We start from the raw sequence: 23,595 nt of genomic DNA, 5'->3' as shown, positions 1-23,595 counted from the left end.
GCAATATTGGCCTTTAAATAAAGAGGTTAAGTGCCAGTACGCCCAGCAAACCCATTACCGATACCACGGTTTCCATAATCGACCAGGTGGCAATGGTATCGGGTATGCTGAGGTTGAAATATTCTTTAAATACCCAAAAGCCCGGGTCGTTTACGTGCGAAAACATGAGGCTGCCGGCGCCTGTAGCCAAAACCATTAGTTCGGGGCTGGCGCCGGTAGAAGAAATTACGGGCAGTACAATGCCGGCCGTGGTAATAGCGGCTACTGTAGCCGAGCCCAAACATACCCGCAATAGCGCCGCAATGGCCCAGGACAGAAACAACGGCGATAACTGCATGTCGCTCACCAAAGCCGTAATGTAATCGCCCACGCCACTATCTACCAAAACCTGCTTTAACGCGCCGCCGCCGCCAATAATGAGTAATATCATGGCAATGCTACCAATGGAGCTGGTTACAATCGCCATAATATCGTCCATTTTCATGCCCCGGTTTAAGCCCAGGGTAAATACCGCCAGCAACACCGATAAGAGCAACGCAATGGCCGGGTCGCCGATAAAGTCAAAGCCTTTGCGCAGGGCCGAGGTTTCGGGGAGCATTAAACTGGCAATGGTAGCAACGGCCATTAACAGCACCGGGAACAAGGCAGTAAAGACACTATTGGCATAGCCTGGCATTTCGGCCTCGGTAAAAACTTTGGGCGCGGCCAGGCCCGGCGGGGGCGATGCTTTGTATTTTTTAGTAAAACGGCTCAGGAAAGGGCCCGCTACCAGAATAGCCGGAATAGAAACAATAATGCCATACACCAGCGTAAGGCCCACATCGGCTTTATACAATACTGCAATGGCCGTAGGGCCAGGATGCGGGGGCAAGTAGCCGTGGGTTACCGATAAGGCTGCGGCCATGGGCAAACCAACGTAAAGCAGGGGCAGGCCCGTAGAGGCCGCAATGCTAAAAACCAAAGGAATTAGCAGCACAAAGCCGGCGTTGTAAAACATGGGCAAACCCACCAAAAAACCCGTAAGCACCACCGCCCACTGGATATGTTTGGTGCCAAACGACCGGATTAAGCTATAGGTAATGCGTTGGGCAGCGCCACTCGCCGATATTAAATTACCCAACATGGCCCCAAAGCCCAAAATCAGCGCCAGCGACCCTAAGGTGCTGCCTACCCCATTCTGAACCGAGGTTAAGGCTTCTTTGGCGGTCATGCCTTCGGCTAAACCCAAACCCAAAGAGACTAAAATTAAGGCAATAAAAGCATTTAGCCGGAAGGCAATCATGAGTACCAGCAACATGAGCACGGCCGCAGCCACGAGGAGTAGAGGCATAATAGTAATTATTTGGTGGTGGTAGATAGGCCCCCGTTCAGGACCCGGTTTAAACGTATACTGAGTAAAAGTTATAGCCCGGGAAACCGGAAACAACTATTACCTTAAAAATTATTTTAATATCCGGCCTAGCCCAAAAGTGCCAACTTATTTATTGCTGCAAAGTGCTTATGGCTGCCATTTGGTCTTTTAATAACGGATAGAGTTTTTCAAATATAGAAAAGATCTGCATATAGCGGGCATTTTGGGCCGCATTGGGTAAATATTCTTTTTGCCCCGGGCTGGTAGCGGGTACGGTAAAACCTGGTTGGGTAGCTTGCAGGCCCAATAACGCGGCTCCCCAGGCCGAGCTTTCTATGGTTTGCGAAATTTCTACTTTGGTATTAAATATGTCGGCCAGCATTTGCACCCAAAAACCCGACCGGGCAAAACCACCGCTGGCATAAATAACCCCAATGGGGCCGGTGGTTTGGGCAAGTGCCTGGGCTACCTGGTAAATGCTGAAAATAATACCTTCGTAAACGGCTCTTACCAAGTGCGCCCGGTTATGCGCTAAACTAAGACCAAAAAAAGAGCCCCGGGCCTGGGCATCCCAGATAGGGGCGCGTTCGCCGAGTAAGTAAGGCAGAAAAAGTAAGCCTTGCGCCCCGGCCGGAACCGTAGCAGCTTCCGCACTCATAATGTTGTAAATACTGGCCCCGGAGCGTTGGGCCATGGCTTTCTCGGTTAAGAAGAAATTATCGCGGAACCAGCGTAAAATAACGGCTCCGTTGTTTATAGGGCCGCCTACTACGTATTGGCCTTCGGTTAAAATATAATTAAACAAGCGGCTCTGGGCATCGTGGGCGGGTTGGGGCACCGTAATTCTAATGGCACCACTGGTACCAATAGTTAAGGCGGCCTCGCCGGGTTTGGTTGCGCCCGAACCTAAGTTAGCCAAACAGCCATCGCTGGCCCCAATAATAAACGGTACTGGTTGGGTTAAACCCAGTTCGCGGGCGTAGGTGGGGTTAATATTAGTGGCTTGATGTAGCGGACTTACCGGTTCCGAAAGTTGTTTGGGGGTTATACCGGCGGCCTGTAAAGCCGGCAGGTACCAGGTCCGGGAATAGATATTGAACAAACCCGTGGCCGAGGCAATAGAATAATCTACCTGGTAAGTGCCAAAGAATTTAAACCAAACATATTCTTTTATCGAAATAAATTTATAGGCGGTCTGGTGCAAACGGGTGTTATTTTGCTGCAACCAGGCCAGTTTGCACAACGGCGACATGGGGTGCACCGGGGTGCCGGTGTGCTGGTAAATATCCTGTCCGGCAGGAGTGGCGCGTAGGGCATCGGCCAGGGCCTGGCTGCGGTTATCGGCCCAAATAATAAGGTTGTTCATGGGTTTACCTTGCGCATCTACGGCAAGTAAGCTGTGCATGGCACTGCTAAAACTAATGCCCAGTAACATTTGGCCGTTCAGGCTTTGCAGGGCTTTGTGTAAGGTGTGCTGCACCGCCGTAAAAATTTCGTCGGGGTTTTGCTCGCTGTAAGTCGGGTGCGGCTGTTGGGTTGCATACTCCTGGTAATGGGCCGATAAAACGCTTCCTTTTAAATCGAAAACTACGGTTTTGGTACTGGTGGTGCCTATATCTACGCCAATAATTACCTGCATATAAAATTAGCTGTTCGGGTTCTGTAGCGGGAAATTACAGAATAATCAGCGATTAAGCAGAAATAATCTGGTAAAAGCCGGCACGTGTCGGCGTGGCAACCTAGTGCATTTTAAAACCGAGTTCGAAAAAGAGTAAACCAAATTTATCTTTCTGGCTGGCTGCCAAATCGTTTTTAAACCGGTTAAGTAAACCTTGTTCGTACCTAACGGTGAATAATTTGTTTTTCGATTTTAAAACCAGTTCTAGGGGTAGAGTAGGCATAAAAGGTTTATAACTACGGTTACGCACCATCATTACTTTTGAATCGTTTATTTCCGGAGTACGGGAAAAAGAAATTAATAAAATTTGTCCGCCCAGGCCGGTACCTACCGATAGCCGCTTGCCCAAAGCATACTGCAGGGTGGCCGTTGCGCCCAAAGTAATATCGCCACTGGCTCCCTGAAAATAAAGTAAGTCCCGACCTTGGTCATCAACAAAATAAAAAGGTTCATTCCAATAATTCTGTTTAGATAAGTTGGCCTGCCCTTTTAGGCTGAGTTTGTTAGAGATAGGCTTTAAACCGGCCATACCAATACCCAAGCCGCCAATTAATATTTTAGGGCTGGTTTCTTTATCGTACCATAAAATGGGGTAAGTGCCTTTACTGGGCGTATTTACTGGTAAATACAGGTTGGTATTAATGGTAATATAATATTCTTTTTCGGTAGCCTGACCAAACGAACCAAAAGTTAACAGAAACAAGAAAAGCAGAATAGGGTAAATCTTTTTATTCATAGTTTCAGGAGGGTTTGGTTAAAAACGGCATTCTTGGTTTTTAGAATTACCTGGTATTTGCCCTTGGGTTGGCCTTCTAACCGAATTGAAAAATGCTGGTTCTGTTGGTCGGTTTTTTCCAGCAGCAGTTTGCCTTTGGCATCAAATACCTGGAGTAAATATTCCTGGCTATTCAGGTTTCTAACGCCAACGGTGGCCATATTAGAAGCGGGGTTAGGATAAACAACCAAAAAGGAGTTTTGCGGAGGAAGTTCTGGTTTGTGGTTACAGCCGGTTAAAAAGCATAACCCGGTCAGTAACCCGAATAATATTTTTTTCATCGGCCTTAACTTAGCGCTTAGGTAAATAATTTCCTAATTTTTAAGCCGGATGTAGGTAACCTGGTACCAGAATTATCGGTGATCTGTCCGGTACATCCGTCCTTTTATACCAGCTAGTAAAAAGAACACTCCAGAAGGTTAACCCCGGCAGGTTTTTAAAACTGCCGGGGTTATGCGGTTTTATTTAATTTTCGTTTTGATATGGAAACCTCTAAATACTATTGGGTATTGGTAGAAACCCAACGCAAGTGCCGCTGGTCTGGTAATTACGTAGCAGTTGTTTTTTACTAAATTAAAATAAGGTAATTAGTTAAACGGCCCGCACGAGGGTGCGCTCTACTTCGTGTTTAAAGTGCCGGCCAATGGGCAATTCTTTACCGTTAATATCAATATGGGTGGGCGAGTAAGAGTCTATTTTATTCAGGGCCACAATAAACGACCGGTGAATGCGCAGGAAATGATCTTCGGGCAACATTTCTTCGAGCGAGGTGATGGTTTGTTTAGAAATAATTTGTTTCGTGGCGGTAAAAATGCGCACATAATCTTTCAGGCTTTCAATATAATGAATATCATCGACCATTACTTTTACCATTTTGCGATCTACCCGGAAATACAAAAAACGGTCGGAAGTGGTGGTGTGCGTAGGTACTGCAGGTAAAGCGGGCGCAGTTGGGCCATCGGGACGGTAAACTTTTTGTACAGCCCTTAAAAAACGCTCCAGCGAAATAGGTTTTAATAAATAATCTACTACATCTAAATCGTAGCCATCTAAAGCGTACTCCCGGTAAGCCGTGGTAAATATTATTTTGGGTGGGTTGCGCAGGGTTTTTACAAAATCGGTACCCAATAATTGGGGCATTTTTATATCCAGAAAAATTAAATCTACGGCTTGTTTCTGTAAAATTTCCAGCGCGGCAATGGCATTGTGGCACTGGCCTACTATCTCCAGCATGGGCACCGCCGCAATATGGGCCCGCAATACCGTTAGGGCAGGCGGTTCATCGTCAATTAAAAGGCATCGTATTTTCATGGTGTCAGGCGCTGAGTACGGTAGTGGGTTCCCAAGCCAAAGGCGCGGGCGCGATGGGGTTAGTTGCCGGCGCGGCCGTATCTAAATCCAAGGTTAAGGTTACCATGTAAGTTTCGGCTTCCTGAATGGTTTTAAACTTGCAGCGCTGCGGATAAATTAATTCCAGGCGTTTTTTTACGTTTTCGAGGCCAATGCCGTGGGCCGCTATGCCCCGTTGCGTTAAAAGCAAAGGCTCGGCGGGCAACGCGTTTATTAATTTAAACTTAAGCTGGTTTTCCTGAATGGTTAAATCTAAACTAATCCAGGCCTGATCCAGGTGTTCGCTGGCGCCATGTTTAAAACTGTTTTCCAGGAAGGGCAGGAGCAGCAATGGCGCAATTAATTTACCATCGGGGTTACCCGTAATATTCACGGCCAAATCCAGCCGGTCGCCGTAACGGAGTTTCTCCAGTTGTATATAATCCTGAATCAGTTTAATTTCTTTGGCCAAAGGTACCAGGGGTACATTGCATTCGTACAGCATATAGCGCAGCAAGCCGGCCAGTTTTAACACTACTTCCGGGGCCTGGCCCGATTGGGTAAGTGTAAGCGAATACAAATTATTAAGGGTATTAAATAAAAAGTGAGGGTGCACCTGGGCTTTTAGCAATTGCAGTTCGGCCCGTAATTTTTCGCGTTCCAATTCCTGGGCCTGTTGGTTTTTTAAATACCAGTATTTGCTCAGCTTTATAATACCGGCAAAACCTGCCACCGACAAACCTCCCCGTAAGCCCGCCATAATACCCAGATAAAAAGTACTGGCCGGATAAGGCAAGCCTAAATGCAACCGGAAAGGTACCACTACCAATTCGGTAATAATATGCGAAATAATGGCTTCGAGCAGGATAGCCCCAATCAGGAGCCACAAAAATTGAAGATATTTTTCTTTAAATAAATAGCGGGGTATGAGCAGGTACATAATAATATAGCTCAGTACAATGTGCCCGGGCAAATAAGCCAACGCTTCTAAAAACGAAATTTTAAATGATTTCAGGTATACAAAAGAACCATAGGAGGGGGCACTGGTAGGTCGGGCACCATAAATAACCGTAAAGAAAACCACGCAAACCGACCAAAACAGCAAGTGGCGGCTGAGCCGGTAGCGCGTTTGGTTAGAGAACAGAAAGTGATAACGTAGCTGCGATGCCATACCCGGTAAATTGAAGCCTTTATATGCCTGTAAGATACTAAAGCAGAGCTACCTATAGCAATAAAATAAGGAAAATATAGACAAACAGCAGGTTTTCGCCGCCGAACGTCAGATTTGGCCGGTAAAGGTGGTTGGGCGGTGCTGTAAGGCTGAATAGCAGGGCTTACCCGTCCAACAGCGAATAAGCCGGCAAAGCGGTTTTGAGTGGTTTATATTTAGTTAAAAATGACTTAAAGAATAAACCTATGAAAAATTTTATCTTAAAATCGGCCTGCTTGGTTTTGCTGTGTGGTGTAGGGCTGGTTACGCCCAGTGTAGCGCAGAACTTAAATTCCGGTAAGAATTACTGGGTAGTAGAAACCAATCTAAAACACCGCGATTTTTCGGTAGTGCGCTTTTACAATGCCGCCGACGAATTAATTTATGAAGAAAGACTAAACGGCGTTTATTTAAATATTGCGCGGCCCAAACACGTAAAACGATTAAACCTGGCGTTGCAGCGGGTAACCGAAGAACCTTTAATAGCCGCTTACAAAGAAGTTGCGAACCAAAAAGTACTCGTAGCCAGTTTGTACCGAAAGTAGTTATAAGTACTGGTGGTTTCCTGTTGAAGCATAAAACCTTTCTGGAGTTAAAAGTTTATATCTTGCCACGCAGACAAAATGTTTGCTTGATTATTTTAGGTTTTTTATTCTACACTCATGTGTGGTGCTTTGCCCTACTACTGAAGCATTACTGCGGTATACATCCCTTTCCCAACACCATATTGTTTTAGCATTTATTTAAGTAGAGATTTGCTTTATCTTCGGCAAATGCGGGAGAATAAAAGCAAATCTTTTTACTTTATAACCTACCGCTTGTTGTTACTAAATAGCTGCTCTTTTAGAGCCGTTTGAATAACCATCTACGCTGAGAATAAGGACACAAGCATCTGCCGGTATTGTGGCTTGCGCTCTGCATGTATGGCCGATAAGGCTTTTTAAATCAATTAGCAGGTATTTTTTAATACACCAATAAACCATTCGCCCCCCAAATCAGGTTATTCGCCCTATTAATATTTCCATTCATACCAGACAGTTTTTTTTCTCTTAGTCAGTAGCTCATATTTGTATCAACAGCGGGTTACAACAGGCGGCTAAAGTAAAATAAAGGCTACTGGCAACGGCTTACAAGGGGGCTGTAGCTTATTAGAAAAGGCTAGTTTGGTAACTCCGCTGCAACCTGATTTAAAAACATATTAATCAAAACCTTAACCAAAAAAGCTATGAAAAAGATAATCTTCACCCTCGCCATTTTAATGCAAACTGTATTTGTTTTTGCTTTTACTGGTCCGCAACAAGTTGCCCAGGCCAAAGTAGATAATGTTAAAATGTACCGGCAGGCCGGCACCTCTACCGAAGTATTAAAGGCATTACAAAGCACCGACGATGTGGTGGTTTTACGCAAGCACAACGCCGACTGGACCATTGTAACGGTAAACGGCCAGGTAGGCTACGTTTTAACTTCTGAAATCGCCCCTAAAAAAAATATCCGCCAGGTAGCAATTGCCAAAGCCGAGCGCAACGAGCGTAAACTTGGTTTATAACCTGCATACATTGTTTGTAAGAAGAGGGAATATGAAAATATTCCCTTTTTTGTGCCCGTTCTCCTAAGCTTTTTTACAACAAATTATACCTATTAGTAAAACCGCTCGACCCTGACCAGCCGGGTTTATACTACCAACAGGTAGTTTTGAGCATTTCTATCGCAGCAATTCTTAGGCTTACATATTTTTGTAAGCCTAAGAATTCCTGCTGATGCCGGTGGACATGGGGCGACTGGCAAAAGAGAGAATGGTAAATATTTAAAATGGGTTTGCTCCTTACCCGAAGGTTTTAGATATTACTGCCGGAATAAAAAGATAATTTAAATGGAAGAAATTCGCTGGGGCATAATTGGGTGCGGTGATGTAACTGAAGTTAAAAGCGGACCGGCTTTTGCAAAAGTGCCGCATTCTAAATTAGTAGCCGTAATGCGGCGAGATGCCGCCAAAGCCGAAGATTATGCCCGGCGTCATCAGGTACCCCGTTGGTACGCCGATGCCGATGCCCTGATAAACGACTCGGAAGTGAATGCGGTTTACATTGCCACCCCGCCCGGATCGCACCAGGAGTATACCTTAAAAGTAGCGGCTGCCGGCAAACCCGTATACGTCGAAAAACCCATGGCGCTCAATTATACGCAGTGCCAGCAAATGATACAGGCTTGCGAAAGTGCGCAAGTACCATTATTTGTAGCGTATTACCGGCGGGCGCAACCTATCTTTAATAAAATAAAAGAATTAATTACTTCGGGGGCCATTGGCGAAGTCCGTTTTATCAATATCAGGTTGTACCAGCCCTTACCCCAAAACCTGGACCCCGCCCAGTTGCCCTGGCGGCTGCAGCCGGAACAGGCCGGCGGCGGATTGTTTTTCGATTTGGCTTCGCATCAGCTAGATTTAGCCGATTATTTTCTAGGCCCGATTGCCGAAGTACAGGGCATGGCCGCTAACCAGGTTAAATTGTACAACGTGGAAGATGTGGTAGCAGCTAATTTTAAATTTGCCTCCGGCGTGCAGGGTAGCGGGCTTTGGTGCTTTAATGCAGCCGAAAGTGCCCGCACCGATAGTACTGAAATTGTAGGCAGCACCGGACGTATTCAGTTTAGTACATTTGGCTACGATGTAATAACCCTGGAAAATGCTGCCGGTAAACAAGAGTTTAAAATACCTTATCCTCAGCATGTACAGCAACCTTTAATTCAGGAGATAGTAAATGATTTACTAGGCCAGGGTACCAGTTCCAGCACGGGAATATCGGCAGCCCGCACGGCTTGGGTGATGGATAAAATAGTAGGCCGTTAAATGCCTTTTATAAAAAATTAACCCGATGAGCGAAGAACAAAATGCTAAATATGCCCGGCCAGTACCCCTGGACCCGGCTTTTTACAGTTATGCCACCGGTAAACCGTTTGATAGCTGTGTTACCTGTAATACTTATTTGCTTACCCCTGGTACGCAGTACATGATCGAAAAATCGATAATCCGGTACCCCGATGCCGGTGTAACCGATGTGGCTTTTGAGTACGCCATGTGCCTGCCTTGTGCCGAAAAAATGCGCCAGAGTTTATCAACCGATTCGTTAGCCCGCCTGGAAAATTATTTCTCTGCTCACGCCAATTTTGCGGGCCGCCAGAAATTAATAGAAGAACAAAATACATCGGCCCAGGATTATATTGCTACTTGCCTGCTTACCGCTACGCCCCTCACTGAAGAAACCGAGTACCAGGTAATTGCCCATTGCGACGGCACCCATATGCTTTTGGGCGTAACGCCCTACATGATCAGTGGCAAAGCCGCCGACCAGCTATCCGAACTTTTATCGGCCCAAACCAAAGAAGTACTCGACGATTTTATTGACACCCATTTTGGCTTGCCGCCCGAACTGAAAGCCTTGGTAATGGAACGGAATGTGCTTTTCCTGTAAAATATTAAAGTAAAGTGTAAGACTTAAAAGGGGGCTTATTATTTCTTATGAACCGAGCGCATGCGTACCAAGTAACCGTTAAATGGACCGGTAATAAAGGGCAAGGAACTTTAAATTATAACGCTTACGACCGGAGCCATACCATTGTGGTAAAGAATAAATCGGATATTCTGGGCTCTTCAGATCCTGCGTTCAAAGGCAACCCTAATCAACACAACCCCGAAGAATTATTCGTCTCGTCTTTATCGGCTTGCCACATGCTATGGTACCTGCATTTATGCGCCGAAGCCGGCGTAATCGTAACTAATTATGAAGACCAGGCTACCGGCACCATGCTCGAAACAGCGCAAGGGGGGCATTTTACCGAGGTAACCTTAAACCCCGTAGTTACAGTTACCGATAGCCGCATGTTGCCAGAAGCCGAGGCCTTGCACAAAATAGCCAATGCCCGTTGTTTTATTGCCAATTCCGTTAATTTCCCGGTTAAGCACAACCCAACCTGTATAGTAGCTGGCAAATAATTTTTGTTTTTTTCTTAACGAATGTACTGCCCAAGTTGCGGTAATAAACGTGATGCACGGAATATTTTTTCTGTAGTGGTAATACTTATACTGCTATTAAATCGATAGTGCGCTTAATCCAGTGCTCTCGCCAGCGTCCCGCAGGTGGGGCTTTCTACCGGCCTCTGGCCGCTATGGTTCTTAAAAAATAATCAGTGGGCAAGTGTATAGCGGCCAGAGGCTGGGAAAATAAGACCCGGGCTAGGCGTGCCCGCGCCATATACCATCTGGTGCTTATTCTCTTTAAGCGCAGAACGGATGTAATTATGGTATTAATTATTAAATTAGGTACGTTTACTATAATCAACCACCAATTAGAAGAGCGTCATTTCCAAAGAAGCTTTTGCTTAGAAAGTAACAAGTAAAATTAAATATCTGTTTTGCCTGTTTTACCCTTTCTTCAAGAGTTTTTAGCTGGTGTTTAAAATAAAATAGCCGGAATATTTTAAAAATCGACCATTGGCCCCCAATTATTACGGGGTAGTAGTTGGTTTGTCTTTGTCCAGGCGTTTATCAATAATAAAATAATAAATAATCAGACTAAGCGCGCCCAGCATTACGCCCAAGGGCACCCCAATGGCGTACCGGAAAGGTATTAAATCGCCCAGAGTCATGCCCAGTACTACCGAAAATATTACCATGCCGTACTTGAGGTTAACGCGCCGGGGCTTAAAAGTATTTGGGTCCTGCCCGCTTTGGATAAGGGCCAGCCGCTCGCGGGTACGGGCGGTAAAATAAAGGTAAAAAATACCAAAGATGGTTCCGAAAAATAGCAGGGCCAGAACCAGGATTACAAAAGTGTTTAGTACAGGCATAATTTCTAAAGTTTAAAGGTTTCAGCCGCTTTGACGCACCCACCTCTGGCGCTGGTTACATAATTTCTTTAAAAAATTAACTTATTTAGTTGTAACCACTTATTTATCAGCGGCGTCAAATCAGGCAAATGGCTATACTTCCCGAAAACGAGCTTATCCGGCAAATTATGAACGGCAACACCGCCGCTTTTTCGGTGCTGGTAAACCGTTACCAAAATATGGCTTTTAGTATTGCCCTTAAAGTAACCCAAAACCGCGAAGCCGCCGAAGAAGTAGCGCAGGATGCCTTTATGAAAGCCTACCGCAGCCTGGCTGGGTTTAAACACGAAGCTAAATTCTCGACGTGGCTTTACCGGATTGTATATACCACCGCCATTTCGCGGGTGCGCCGGCAACAATTAGCCACCCAGCCTTTTGACGCGGACGATGATTTGGGCGTTTGTAATATTGCCGACACCCAGGACCAGGTAAGGCAATTAGTGGCTACCGACCGGCAGGTGTACGTGGCAGCGGCGCTGGCTACTTTGCCGCCTACGGAGCAATTGCTGGTAAATTTATTTTATGAGCATGAACATCCTGTAGCCGAAATTGCCCAGATAACCGGCTTAACCAGTACCAATATTAAAGTAAAACTTCTCCGGGCCCGGCAAAAGCTATATACCGCTCTTAGCCAAAGCCTGAAAAACGAGATAACAGAATTATTATGAAGGAGCCGGAAAAAATATTACCCGATTATTTCCTAAAAGAACTATTAACCGAAAATACTACGCCTGGCCCTGCCGCCAATTTTACCGCCAAGGTAATGCAAGCAGTTGAGGCCGAAGCAGTCCAGCAAGCAGTCTTGGCGGAGCCCTTGATTTCGCGGCGGGTATGGCAACGGTTGGGAATGGCAATGGGACTGCTATTGTTGTTGCCGTTTATTTTCGGAATATTTATCCGCCAGGGTTGGACCGAATGGATGCAAGCCGTAACTGCTTTTACCTTACCAGAGAAGATACAAACGCTTAAACCGGCCTACTCTCCCCTAATAAGCTACCTTACCCAATTTGCCCTGATAGCTGCTAGCTGTTTAATCTTGTTTATATTGGATAAGCTCTACCGGCGTTATACGGCCAAATAATATTATCTTCTTAATTAGCGCCCTACGATTAAAGTCCAAAATATAAACCAACCGGTTATTAACTGCTTTAATAAATAACTTAGCCCAAATTAAAATCAGCCGCCAGAAATTCCTGTTATGAAAAATCCGGAGGCCGATACGGATTTCAAATATTAAAAAATTACGGCTTAGGGGTAGTGGGTACAAACACGGTGTATTGCACCGGGCCGGTGTATTGGTTTTGCGGGAAAGTATAAAATTGCACCTGATTAGTACTCGCATTCAGCGTAAAGCCAGGATCATCGGTAAGTTCCAGCCATTGCCCCGCAACGTTTTTTACCGGATAATAAAGCGTTTTTTCTTTGCCCAGTTCTAGCCGCACGTAATTTGCCGGAGGTACATTCCGGTCCAGTTTTAGCCGCCACTTGCCGTTGGCCTGTTCCAGACCTTGTACTTGCCCCGAATGGGCTTGCCCGGAGTGGTATTGCCAACCCGCCGATGATATTACGGTAAAACCAGTATCGGTTAATTTAATGCGATCTTCGGTTTTTTTGCCGTTGAGGGTATAACGCACCACTAATTCGTCGGCTACGGTTTGGACCGATTCAATCCAGGGTTGTTGCCGGAAGGGCTCGTGTACGGCCATAAAGGTAGAGGCCCGGCCAGAGCTGCGCTGCATAATGCCGGTGCGCATAAAATTATCTAATTTGTTTTCGTCTTCGGCCGCTAACCTGACCGATGGCGACCGGAAACGATAAGCCTGCGTACCGGCTTGGGATAAAATATGCGAGCGTAAACCGGTGCTGTCGTAGCGCCAGGTGGCGGTCCAAAGTTTTGCGGCCGGCCCGGATTTTACCTCGCGCAAATAAGCATATGCATGAAACTGTTTGCCGGTATTGTCGGTGTCGTACTGGTTTTTGGCCAAAGCTTTGCCTCCCCACGCTGGCACCAGCGATGCCAAAGACTGGTTTAAGGGAATACTGGTTTCCAGTTGGCCTTCCTGTTCGCACATACCGTGCAAAAACCAATCGTGGTCCTGGCCTCCTTCTACCTCAAACCGGTCAATTACGTAATCTCGCCCGGGTGCCGCATGTACCATTATTAAACGCCGGCGGTATTTTTGGGCCACCGCATAGGCCGGCGATGCATCTACATCAATGGCTTTTACGTGGCTATCGGTATCGTCGTAAAATTGTAAGTGGCCGGTAACCGGTTTTTCGTGGGTGCCGGCATCTTGCCCTACTTGGTCAATGACCACTGTATTATGCGATGCCGTGTGGATGGTCCAGCCACGGTATTTGGTGTGGGTATAACCAATATCAGAAAGTATTTCCTGACCAGCCCCGTACAAAATAATGGAGCCATTATCATAATGTGCATGCCCGTAATTGCCGCTCCAGTTTACGTTAAGCATTATTTGGTTTGCGCCGGTGCCGGTACCCAGGGCTGCGTTGCCCAAAACCGGCCACAACCGCGAAACCGTTGCATTTGTTTTCTGGCCCCGGCCATGCCACCAGGTATCGTTAAGGGGTATTTTACGGCCATTGGGTAATACAGCTTCACGGCTTACGTTTAAGGCTTTCTCGTACAGCGGCATTTCTGCGGCTAAATTTAATTTGGCCGAGTTGGTGTTATCTCCGGTGGCCGGAACGGTATAGCCATCTAAAGCCGTAGCAACAGATTTCAGGCCATTAATGGTCATGTCGTGATAAGAGGTAGAGCCTTCTTTCCACCAGCCATCGGCAAAAAAACCACGCGAAAAAAATTCCCGGAAACGCTTTAAACCCTCTTGTACCATAAGCGGATCTTCTAAAATGCGGCCCATCTGAATCATGCTTCTGTACATACCCGGCGACATATTGGTATAAATTTCGGGGTTAGCGGCGGTTACATCATAGCCCAGGCGCAGCAGGTCGCGGGTAATCAGTAAATCGGTATTTTTACCAATCAGCTTATTTAGGCGTTTCCAATCGTAGCCGGTATTTAATACATCGTAAACTTTGGCCAGCGTAACCGGAATATCATTATAGCCCCACCAGTTCCATTTGGCACCGCGGTAAGGCTGCATACCGGCATAAGGCCATTTTTGGTTAGCCGGGTAAAATTTTACTTTGGCGTGCGGGTAACTAAACCGGATGGCATAATCCGGAAAAACCTGAGCAAAGCGCCCGGTAATGGCGGCCGCCCGGTCGGCGTAAGCTTTATCCTGGGTAACGAGCCAAACAGTAGCCATTTGGTCGGCCATGTTTTGTATCCAGCTCCAGCGGTCGTACCAGGCTTTGGGTTCAAAGTAAAATTGCCGGCCTTCGGCATTTTCGTGGTACCGGTAAACCTGGCGTTTGCCACTGGGAGCTATAATTACATGCTCGCGGTTGTTCGGGAATTTTTCGTTCGGAAATTCCATCTGGCAATAATTACAGCGTACTTTATCGCCTATGCCGTATTGCCAACTTAAAACATTCATCTCCTGGGCCCCGCCATTGCAATTGGGGCACCCAACATAAAAAATACCCGAAGCTTCTGGTACCAGCTTTATCACGTCGGGCAAAGACATTTGTTTTAAAGGTTCTACCGCTTTTTTAAGCCGGATAATATTAGTAGTATCGGGGGGGTAAACCGGGTGTTGGTGCCCAGATACTGTTTTGGTTATTTTTTTAGGCTGGGCATTAACCAAGGTTATAAAGGCGAGAAGGATTGCCAAAAGCATGGTGGCTCTGGGTAGGTTTAGTACAAAAACAGATTGCATTAAATTTAGTTAGTTTAGCTGGCAAAAAAGCAATTGTTATTAATGCGATTGAAGGTAGGTTATCTTGGCCAAATAGCCAAATATTAGGGGGTGTTGTTAAAAATCTACTCCCTGGAATTGTTTTTAAAACCTGGTGAAACTGTTTAGCAATCAGAATGGTTATACTACTCCTAAAGTTTAAGTTAAGCTTAAAATAAGAACAACTACTAAACGCAATATTTAGCCTGTAACCGCACCCGTATTGGGGCTAGCGAAAGAATTAATTTATTTCCGGCGTAGTAACTAGAATATTAAATAATTTAGTAATATTTGAGGTTGTAAGAAGCTGCAATAAGGCTGGAAGGTTCTTATTAAAGTTGCTGGAGAACGGAAAATTAGAGAAAATGATTAGTGAACAAAGCTTCTACCAAGTATTTGAAGTATCGCCGGTACCTACGGTTATATTAACCGGTAACTATCCCTATATAGATATAGCCGAAGCTAACCAGGCTTACGCTTCCTTAACTGGTCGTGCAAAAGAAGAACTAATAGGCAGCACTTTCTTGCGTAATACTTCTTATCCCAGTATGCAAATGGAAGAACGCGGTTTTCGGGATGTGCAGGAGTCTATCGAAAAAGTAATGCGGGATAAAGTAACCGTTAAAACGCCCGTACAAAAATTCTCTAAGCCTATACCAGGTACCCATGATTTCCAAACCCTGTATCTCGAAGCCGTTAATACGCCCGTATTTACCGAAAATAAAGAAATTAAATATATTATCCGGTGCTTACAAGATGTAACCGAAGCCATTGTTACCCAGCAGAAAGAAAGGAGCAAAGATGCGCTTTTAAGAGAATCGCAAAAAGCCGGCAGAATTGGCAGTTGGGAAATTTATAATAACAGCAAGGTTCGCTGGTCGGATGTGCAATACGATATTTTTGAATTAAAAACAGGCCAGGAACTTACCGTTACCGATGGTAATAGATTTTTAAAAGGAGAAAAAGACCGGCAAATATTTTGGGGGGTTTATGACAAAGCCGTTGAAACTGGCGAATATTTTGATGTAGAACTGGAGGTAATAACGGCCAAAGGCAATGAGCGCTGGGTTCGTATTGCCGGTAAAGGCGAAATAAAAGAAGGTAAATTTGAGCGGGTGTATGGCGTTACCCGGGATATTACCGACCTTAAAAGAATAGAGCAAGAACTTATTGATTCCAGAAACCGGCTCGAAGATCTTATCCAGACGGTAGAAGGCGTAGTATGGGAAGCTAATTACGAAACCTTTAATTTAACATTTGTTAGCGACCAGGTAACCAGGATGCTGGGTTATACTGCTGAGGAATGTTTAAGCGAACCCGGATTTTGGACTAATCGGCTTCATCCGGACGACAGAGAAACAGTGCTGGCGTACAGTTTAGAAAAAATAGAAGCCGACGAAAATTATACTATTGATTATCGTATCCGAAAGAAAGATGGCACTTACGCCTGGACCAAAGTATCGGCCTCGGTAATTAGCGAACACGGTAACCCTAAATGGTTACGGGGCTTAATGCTCGATATTACCCCCTCAAAACGATTGCAGCAACTGGAACATCTGGAGAAAAAGGTACTGGAATTAAACGCCAATCCCACCGAACCCATTGAAAAGGTGTTGCAGGTTTACCTGCAGGGAATTGAAGCTATTTTCCCGGAAATGCACTGCGCCATTATGCGGGCTAAAAATAACCGGTTGTTTAACTGGGTAGCCGGCTCGTTATCCCCAACTTACCAGACTACCATTGATAACCTCCCGATTACCGCAAAATCAGGCTCCTGTGGTACGGCCGCTCATCTAAAAGAAAAAGTTATTGTGAGCGATATTGCCGCCAGCCCTTTATGGGAAACTTATAAAGCACCGGCATTAGAAAATAATTTGCGCGCATGCTGGTCTTACCCCATTATTGATTCGGCGGGCAAAGTAAAGGCTACTTTGGGTATGTATTACAATACCGTAAAAGCACCTACCCCCGAAGAGTTAAAGGTAATAGAAAGAACCGCCACCCTGCTAAAAATAATTATTGAACACCGCGAAAATGTGGAGTTGTTGGAAGATACCAACTTTTTAATGAAACAAAGCCAGGAACTGGCCCATTTTGGCAGTGTGCAATTTGATGTAGAGACACAGGAGTTAACCTGGTCCGACGAACTGTTTGCCATCTTTGGGTTAGATAAAAATAATGTAAAACCTACCAGCGATATTTACCTGCAGGCCATTCACCCCGACGACCGGGCGCAGGTAGAGCAGCATGTAGAAAACATGCTGCAAGCTGAGCAAGATTATATTTTTGAAGAAAGAATTATCAGGCCCAACGGCGAAGTAAGATATTTAAAAACCTGGGGACGGGTAAAAGCAAACGAGAAAGGGGATGTTGTTAAGGTAATTGCCGCTTACATGGATATTACCGACCACAAAAATACCGAAGCAGAATTAATTGCCAGCGAAGCCAGGCTAAGGAGCATTGTCGATTCTCAGACCAATTATGTTATCCGGACGGATTTGTATGGGAATTATACTTTTATGAATAAAAAGTATAAACAAGATTTTGGTTTATCTCTAGTCGAAAGTCTGCAGCACACCAATTCTATCTTTTCGGTAGTACCTGCTCAGCACGACGAGATGAGAAAAGTTATTGCCAATGCCATTGCTAACCCCAATGAAATTTTCCAGATAGAACTGGATAAATTTACCAGCACCGGTAACATCAAATCATCTTACTGGCACTTTATCTGTTTAACCAACAACAAAGGTGAGCCTTCCGAATTTCAGTGCATTGGCATTGACATTACCGACCGGAAGCGGGCTGAAGAAGAGCGGCAAATACAAGCCCTGCAACTGGCCGAATCGGAAAAAAGATACAGCGATTTGTTTCATTTAAGTCCGCAGCCCATGTGGGTTTACGACCTGGATACGCTCCGTTTTTTAGATGTAAATATGGCTGCTATTGTGCAATATGGCTACACCCGCGAAGAATTTTTAGCGATGACCATAAAAGACATTCGCCCGCCCGAAGAAGTAGACAAACTGCTCGAGGCAACCAATCTCAGCCAGAAAATATTTAATCGCATTGGGCAGGGCATTTATACCCATCGCCAGAAAAACGGAGAAATTATTCACGTTGAAATCCGGAGCCGGCACATTCCGGTTAAAGGCGAAAGAGCCCGTTTGGTACTGGCCACCAATATTACCGAGCGCCTAAAATATTTTAAAGCCCTGGAGAGCCAGAACGAGAAACTGCGCGAAATTGCCTGGATACAATCGCATGTGGTAAGAGCGCCGGTAGCCCGCATTATGGGATTAATTAACCTGATAAAAAATTACTCCGATCCTGATCTGGACCAGGAACAGGTGCTCCGGTATATTTTAGATTCGGCCTACGAGTTAGATGATGTTATACGGGATATTGTACGCAAAGCAGAACAAGTGCAACTGGATAATTAAAATAATTGATTTTAACTTAGTAGGGAAGTTATACTGGTAAAGCCGCTGGTAAATGTTTTGCCTGTTCTAACATTTACCGGCGGCTGTTTTGTCCAGAAATCAAACTGGTTTTATATGCAGCTTCTGCGTACCTTTAGCCAGTCTATTTCTATCTGCCCAAAAGCTATGAATCTGTTATTCAGCTACCTGAAACAATACCGGCTGCTTGTTTTTCTGGCTTTGCTGCTGGCCACCATTAACCAGGTGTTTTCGTTACTCGACCCACTTATTTTGCGCAAAATAATCGACGATTACGCCACGGCTGCCGTTACGCAAAAGCTGCAAATTTCTACTAATGAGTTTTTTAAAGGTGCCGGCACTTTAATATTATTAGCTATGGGCGTGGCCATGGTATCGCGTATTGCCAAGGCTTTCCAGGATTATTACGTAAACGTAATTACCCAGCGCCTGGGGGCGCAAATTTATTCCGATGGCCTGCGTCACTCCCTCGATTTGCCTTACTCGGTTTTTGAAGACCAGCGTAGCGGCGAAACGTTGGGTATTTTGCAAAAAGTACGCACCGATGTAGAAAAGCTGATCTCTAACTTTATTAACGTATTATTTACTTCGCTCATAGGGATTATTTTTGTGGTGGTGTACGCCGTAAATGTGTATTGGCTGATTGCGCCTGTTTACTTTTCGGCGGTGCCCATTCTGGGTATTTTGAGTTCAGTGCTGAGTAAAAAAATAAAGGTAATTCAGAAAACCATTGTGGCCGAAACCACCGCGCTGGCCGGTGCCACCACCGAGTCGTTGCGCAACATTGAGTTGGTAAAAAGTTTGGGGCTGGCCCAGCAAGAAACCACGCGCCTGAACAACACCACCGATAAAATATTAAAACTTGAGTTAAAAAAAGTGCGATACATCCGCAGCCTGAGTTTTATCCAAGGCACCTGCGTAAACTTTTTGCGCAACGTGATTTTGCTGCTGATGCTGTACCTGGTGTTTACCAACCGCATTACCGTTGGCGACTTTATCTCCATGTTTATTTACTCGTTCTTTATTTTTGGGCCGCTGCAGGAGTTAGGTAATATTATTAATATTTATCGCGAAACGCAGGTATCGCTGGAAAACTTCCAGAAGATACTAAACACGCCCAAAGAAGCCAAACCTGCGCAGCCCGTTCCCTTAAATATTATCCAGACGCTGGCGTTTGAGCAGGTTACTTTTAAACACCAAACTGCCGCCAGTAAAGCCCTCGAAAGTATTTCTTTTAATACGCAACTCGGCGAAACCATTGCTTTTGTGGGGCCATCAGGTTCGGGTAAAACCACTTTGGTAAAACTGCTGGTAGGCTTGTACAAACCCGAAAGCGGCCAGATTTTGTACAACGGTATTCCGGGCGAGCGCCTAAACCTGGATAACCTGCGCGAACAAATTGGTTTTGTAACCCAGGATACGCAATTATTTGCCGGTACCATACGCGAGAACTTGTTATTTGTAGCGCCCCAGGCCACCGATGCCGATTGTTTAGAAGCTCTCCGGAAAGCGGCTTGCCATTCGTTGCTGGCCCGCGCCGACAAAGGTTTAGATACGGTAATTGGCGAAGGCGGCGTTAAAGTGTCGGGTGGCGAAAAGCAACGATTATCTATTGCGCGGGCACTGCTGCGTAATCCCACTTTACTCGTTTTTGATGAGGCTACTTCAGCGCTGGATTCTTTAACCGAAGAAGAAATAAGTAAAACCGTGCGCGATGTGTCGTCGAGCCAGAACCATATTACTATTTTAATTGCCCACCGCCTTTCTACGGTGCTGCACGCCGACCGTATTTACGTGCTGGAACGCGGCCGGATTGCTGAGGCCGGTAAACACTTAGATTTACTCGCGCAAAAAGGGTTGTATTATGCCATGTGGCGGCAGCAAATTGGTGAGCGGCCCGCGGCCAAAGAAAAGCCCGGCGCACCGGCGGTACTAAATTAATTTTAATTACAACAGTTAAAAAATATAAAATTAAGACACAAAACCCACTACTCCATCAGGCTGTTAAGAAACTCTTTAATTGTTGTCTGACGGTCCGGGGCTGGGCGTAGTGGCGGCAGCACAGCAATAACATTAATACAAAGCACCATAATTCCAATTTAGCAATTTCTCACCCAGTATTACGCTAAGCCCTTATTATGTGCATACCTTTTTGTTTGTGTTAGCTTGAAGATTATTTTATATTTGTGTTATGAGAATGACTGTAATGCTATAATATTCCTTCCTGGCTTAGTTCCTAAGCAGCGCACTACTAATTTCAACTAGTGCCTTCTCTATTATTGCCCATTGTTGTTACTATTTATTTAACCTAGCCTCGTTGCCCAACAAAGGTTGGTTTTGCTGCGTGGTTTAAAAACTGGAATATTATGGCAGATATATTAAGTAAAATAGATCTAGATCAGTTTATTGTCAACGGTTTCATTCGCATCGATAATGCTTTTTCTTTGCAAATGGCTGAAGAAGTTTTAAATATTTTATGGAGAGATATTCCCTTCCAAAGGTCAAATCCAGATTCCTGGACTGAACCAGTAATTCGCTTGGGAATGTACACCCAAGCCCCTTTTATAGATTCTGTGAATACGCCAAAGCTGCACGCCGCTTTTAATCAGTTGGTAGGAGCAGGTAAGTGGATACCTTGTAGAAGTGTGGGAACATTTCCGGTTAGATTCCCCTCTGGAAAACAACCCACCGACACCGGGAAACACGTAGATGCCAGTTTCCCAGGCGATGACCCCGCTAATTATTTTGAGTGGCGGGTCAATGTCAAATCTAAAGGCAGGGCCTTGCTGATGTTGGTTTTATATTCAGATGTTAGTGAAAAAGATGCCCCTACCATTATTTACAAACAATCGCACCTCGACGTGGCGAAACTTTTGTATAAAGAAGGTGATTCAGGCCTTTCCTTTATGGAGCTGGCAAGTAAGTTAAATGAACTTCCTGTGCGGGAAGAAGTGTATGCGACTGGTAAGGCCGGCACTGTTTACTTGTGCCATCCTTTTCTAGTACATGCGGCCCAGACTCACAAAGGCACTACGCCTAAGTTTATGGCTCAACCACCTTTATTGCTTTGGGGTGAATTAACTACTGCAAATTCAGAAGTAGGTTACACTCCCGTGGAAGAGGCTATTCGTTTAGCGTTGGAGTAATCGGAAAATGTTTGAAGGAAAGAGGTTGTCGGTTTGGCAGCCTCTTTTTTTAGGTTGCGTGTAGCGGTAAAGGTATTTATGCAGTGGTGTATTCTTGTCCCTGCCTCTTCTTCGATCCAACTTTAATAAGATTCCAAAGGTTCAACAACTCCCTGTTCAACTCATTCTCAGTTTTATTGATATAGTCGTACAATTCAGTTAAGGGTATTGGAGTCCAGTACATAGAAAATATGGAAGGCTTTTATTGTTTAACCTAACATTAAAGTGTTTATCAAGTTGTGACATTTGAAAAACGTCCGTTTCAATTAACCACAAAAGCAAAATAGTGATTCATATTTGAATGCTTAACGTTCCATCATAATTTTATAAAAACACTGTTGTGTGCTGTTCTTCGTCCTACGAGTTTAAATCTTTTTCCAAGTCTTCAAGTTCAGCTAATTGTATTTTCAGCTTGCTAATTCCTATTTCAACTATTTGTTTCGCTCTGCTTTTGTTGTTCATCACTGCGTCTGCAAAATTTGCAGCGTCAATATAAATATCCGAACACTTATCAAATAACTCCAAATAGCTGTCATATAAACGCTCAATGTCTTTTAACTCGAATTGCTCAAATAGCGTCGGGTCGTTTGACATCTGTAGCACATAAGAAAATTGTAGACTTAAAGCAGAATTATAGTTTATTTCATTGAGGTAATTTACATAATCAATTAAGGCTTTGTCTGCGTCGTTCTTTTTGTAAGTCGCTTCTATGAAGCTATTCAATTCCTCATTTCGAGCCATGAGGTTATTTATACAATCTTTAACTGTCATGTTTGTTTTAGTATTCCGTTTTGTCCATCGTGTGTCTCTTATTTGAATACCATTCTTTCTTGCGTCATAAGCGAACTGTCAAAATAGAATAGCACACAACGTTTAGTATATGCAAAGCCCGTAGCGGAGCAAGGGTTTTGTATATGCAGTGTTATACAGCGTCATTTTTTACCTAATTGGTTTTCTATTGCTTTTTCAATTTGAAGGTTCTTCCCAACAATAGGCTCCCCATTTTTAAATTCATATTCTAAACCAATCTTATAGTAGGTAACAATTCCTTGAGGATTTACAATAATATGTTTTGGAAATGATTCTCCAAAAATGGATGCAAGTCCTTTATCATATGTCTGTTTGTATTTAAAGTCCCTTTTTGTGAGAAATCTTTCAAGTTTTTCCTTTTCGTCCCAGGCCATTGCTAAAAAAACCACATCAGTTCTGGACTTATACTTTTCAACTATTTTATTTAAGGCAGGCATTTCTGCAATGCAAGGCCCACAAGTAATAGACCACCAGTTTATAATAAGATATTTTCCTTTTAGATCATTTAAAGATAGATTTCCGCCATTTAAAGTTTTTGCTTCAAAAAAGGGCATTGGTTGATTTTGATGGATTAGCCCCTCCATTTGCATTGATGCAATTTTGCTCGTTCCATTTGGATTCAGCCACATGTAAAAGACTTCATCAGTTATTGGATTATGTTGAAGCTGCAACGAAAGCCTCTTAGTTGAATTGTCTACTTTAAGATCCAATTGTTTAGTCAGAATTTTAGACGATTCATTTCTATCAAGGCTAAAAGTTGTAAAGTCAAATCGTTTTTTATATAAAATAATAGCATAATAATCTTGTTGATCATTCAACATGAAGGAACCCATTATTACTCTAATAGAATCTGTACCTGTATTTAATGAAGTATATTGAAGGTGGGTAGGTTTATTTTGTTCTATAAAGAAGGAGGCTTCAGGTGGATACCCATTAATAAGCTTACTGGATAAATAATCGACACTCAAGGTTTGAGCATTAATTGTAAGTGTAAAGATAATCCCTATTAAAAATAAAAAGAATTGTTTCATTTAATCCTAAACTTTGATGCTGTATAACTACGATATAAACACCATTATTACAATAATTTCTTT

20 protein-coding genes are annotated in these 23,595 nt (G+C 44.3%); 10 read left to right on the top strand and 10 right to left on the bottom strand.

The features are described 5' to 3' along the window. Positions 1-13: 13 nt before the first annotated feature. The 6 genes from ACO1R6_RS21600 to ACO1R6_RS21575 form a co-directional block, all read right to left on the bottom strand. Entirely contained in the window at positions 14-1,330 is a 1,317-nt protein-coding gene (locus tag ACO1R6_RS21600; RefSeq protein WP_486267205.1) for a gluconate:H+ symporter, read from the bottom strand. 151 nt (positions 1,331-1,481) lie between these two features. After that, positions 1,482-2,990 (bottom strand): gluconokinase, encoded by a 1,509-nt coding sequence (locus ACO1R6_RS21595; protein ID WP_486267203.1) that lies wholly within the window; start codon positions 2,988-2,990, stop codon positions 1,482-1,484. A gap of 100 nt (positions 2,991-3,090) precedes the next feature. Beyond that, positions 3,091-3,765: a hypothetical protein gene (locus ACO1R6_RS21590; protein ID WP_486267201.1), complete on the bottom strand. Its 675-nt coding sequence runs from the start codon at positions 3,763-3,765 to the stop codon at positions 3,091-3,093. After that, the gene (locus tag ACO1R6_RS21585) at positions 3,762-4,085 is read right to left on the bottom strand and encodes a T9SS type A sorting domain-containing protein (RefSeq protein WP_486267199.1); all 324 of its coding nucleotides are present in this window, start codon (positions 4,083-4,085) and stop codon (positions 3,762-3,764) included. The genes ACO1R6_RS21590 and ACO1R6_RS21585 overlap by 4 nt, the downstream gene beginning before the upstream one ends. A 310-nt stretch (positions 4,086-4,395) precedes the next feature. Continuing rightward, a complete protein-coding gene (locus tag ACO1R6_RS21580; RefSeq protein WP_486267197.1) occupies positions 4,396-5,115 on the bottom strand; it encodes a LytR/AlgR family response regulator transcription factor in 720 nt (239 codons plus the stop codon). A gap of 4 nt (positions 5,116-5,119) precedes the next feature. Then, on the bottom strand, positions 5,120-6,304 hold the full coding sequence (locus ACO1R6_RS21575) for a sensor histidine kinase (RefSeq protein ID WP_486267195.1): 1,185 nt from the start codon (positions 6,302-6,304) through the stop codon (positions 5,120-5,122). Between the two features lie 245 nt (positions 6,305-6,549). Here ACO1R6_RS21575 and ACO1R6_RS21570 point away from each other — a divergent pair, with 245 nt between their 5' ends. The 5 genes from ACO1R6_RS21570 (at position 6,550) to ACO1R6_RS21550 (ending at position 10,331) form a co-directional block, all read left to right on the top strand. Further along, positions 6,550-6,888: a hypothetical protein gene (locus ACO1R6_RS21570; protein WP_486267193.1), complete on the top strand. Its 339-nt coding sequence runs from the start codon at positions 6,550-6,552 to the stop codon at positions 6,886-6,888. A gap of 680 nt (positions 6,889-7,568) precedes the next feature. Next, positions 7,569-7,889, top strand: a complete 321-nt coding sequence (locus ACO1R6_RS21565; RefSeq protein ID WP_486267191.1) for an SH3 domain-containing protein — start codon at positions 7,569-7,571, stop codon at positions 7,887-7,889. A 324-nt stretch (positions 7,890-8,213) separates the two neighbouring features. Further along, entirely contained in the window at positions 8,214-9,188 is a 975-nt protein-coding gene (locus ACO1R6_RS21560; protein WP_486267189.1) for a Gfo/Idh/MocA family protein, read from the top strand. Positions 9,189-9,213: 25 nt separating this feature from the next. Next, positions 9,214-9,810 carry a hypothetical protein gene (locus ACO1R6_RS21555; RefSeq protein WP_486267187.1) on the top strand — a complete coding sequence of 199 codons (597 nt, stop codon included), beginning with the start codon at positions 9,214-9,216 and terminating at the stop codon, positions 9,808-9,810. Positions 9,811-9,857: 47 nt separating this feature from the next. Further along, complete coding sequence (locus tag ACO1R6_RS21550; protein ID WP_486267185.1) at positions 9,858-10,331, top strand: OsmC family protein; 474 nt, start codon at positions 9,858-9,860, stop codon at positions 10,329-10,331. 512 nt (positions 10,332-10,843) lie between these two features. Here ACO1R6_RS21550 and ACO1R6_RS21545 read toward each other — a convergent pair. Continuing rightward, positions 10,844-11,185 (bottom strand): hypothetical protein, encoded by a 342-nt coding sequence (locus ACO1R6_RS21545; RefSeq protein ID WP_486267184.1) that lies wholly within the window; start codon positions 11,183-11,185, stop codon positions 10,844-10,846. A 128-nt stretch (positions 11,186-11,313) separates the two neighbouring features. On the opposite strand from ACO1R6_RS21545, the gene ACO1R6_RS21540 reads away from it, so the two are divergent. Both ACO1R6_RS21540 and ACO1R6_RS21535 read left to right on the top strand, forming a co-directional pair. After that, positions 11,314-11,892: an RNA polymerase sigma factor gene (locus ACO1R6_RS21540; RefSeq protein ID WP_486267182.1), complete on the top strand. Its 579-nt coding sequence runs from the start codon at positions 11,314-11,316 to the stop codon at positions 11,890-11,892. Beyond that, the gene (locus ACO1R6_RS21535) at positions 11,889-12,305 is read left to right on the top strand and encodes a hypothetical protein (RefSeq protein ID WP_486267180.1); all 417 of its coding nucleotides are present in this window, start codon (positions 11,889-11,891) and stop codon (positions 12,303-12,305) included. The genes ACO1R6_RS21540 and ACO1R6_RS21535 overlap by 4 nt, the downstream gene beginning before the upstream one ends. A gap of 160 nt (positions 12,306-12,465) precedes the next feature. Here the strand turns inward: ACO1R6_RS21535 and ACO1R6_RS21530 are convergent, their stop codons facing one another. Further along, entirely contained in the window at positions 12,466-14,991 is a 2,526-nt protein-coding gene (locus ACO1R6_RS21530; protein ID WP_486267179.1) for a heparinase II/III domain-containing protein, read from the bottom strand. A gap of 422 nt (positions 14,992-15,413) precedes the next feature. Here ACO1R6_RS21530 and ACO1R6_RS21525 point away from each other — a divergent pair, with 422 nt between their 5' ends. The 3 genes from ACO1R6_RS21525 to ACO1R6_RS21515 all read left to right on the top strand — a co-directional run bounded on the left by ACO1R6_RS21525 (position 15,414) and on the right by ACO1R6_RS21515 (position 21,652). Next, positions 15,414-18,488, top strand: coding sequence for a PAS domain S-box protein (locus ACO1R6_RS21525; RefSeq protein WP_486267178.1), 3,075 nt, complete (start codon positions 15,414-15,416; stop codon positions 18,486-18,488). Between the two features lie 165 nt (positions 18,489-18,653). Further along, positions 18,654-20,447 carry an ABC transporter ATP-binding protein gene (locus ACO1R6_RS21520; RefSeq protein ID WP_486267177.1) on the top strand — a complete coding sequence of 598 codons (1,794 nt, stop codon included), beginning with the start codon at positions 18,654-18,656 and terminating at the stop codon, positions 20,445-20,447. Positions 20,448-20,872: 425 nt separating this feature from the next. Next, positions 20,873-21,652 carry a phytanoyl-CoA dioxygenase family protein gene (locus tag ACO1R6_RS21515; protein WP_486267176.1) on the top strand — a complete coding sequence of 260 codons (780 nt, stop codon included), beginning with the start codon at positions 20,873-20,875 and terminating at the stop codon, positions 21,650-21,652. A gap of 396 nt (positions 21,653-22,048) precedes the next feature. On the opposite strand, the gene ACO1R6_RS21510 is transcribed toward ACO1R6_RS21515, so the two are convergent. Then, positions 22,049-22,462 (bottom strand): hypothetical protein, encoded by a 414-nt coding sequence (locus tag ACO1R6_RS21510; protein WP_486267175.1) that lies wholly within the window; start codon positions 22,460-22,462, stop codon positions 22,049-22,051. 161 nt (positions 22,463-22,623) lie between these two features. Continuing rightward, positions 22,624-23,532, bottom strand: coding sequence for a TlpA family protein disulfide reductase (locus ACO1R6_RS21505; RefSeq protein WP_486267174.1), 909 nt, complete (start codon positions 23,530-23,532; stop codon positions 22,624-22,626). Between the last annotated feature and the right edge of the window lie 63 nt (positions 23,533-23,595).

Source organism: Adhaeribacter sp. (genome assembly GCF_057359045.1).
The sequence above is the reverse complement of the archived record's forward strand: the minus strand, read 5'-3'. Positions and strand labels throughout refer to the sequence as shown.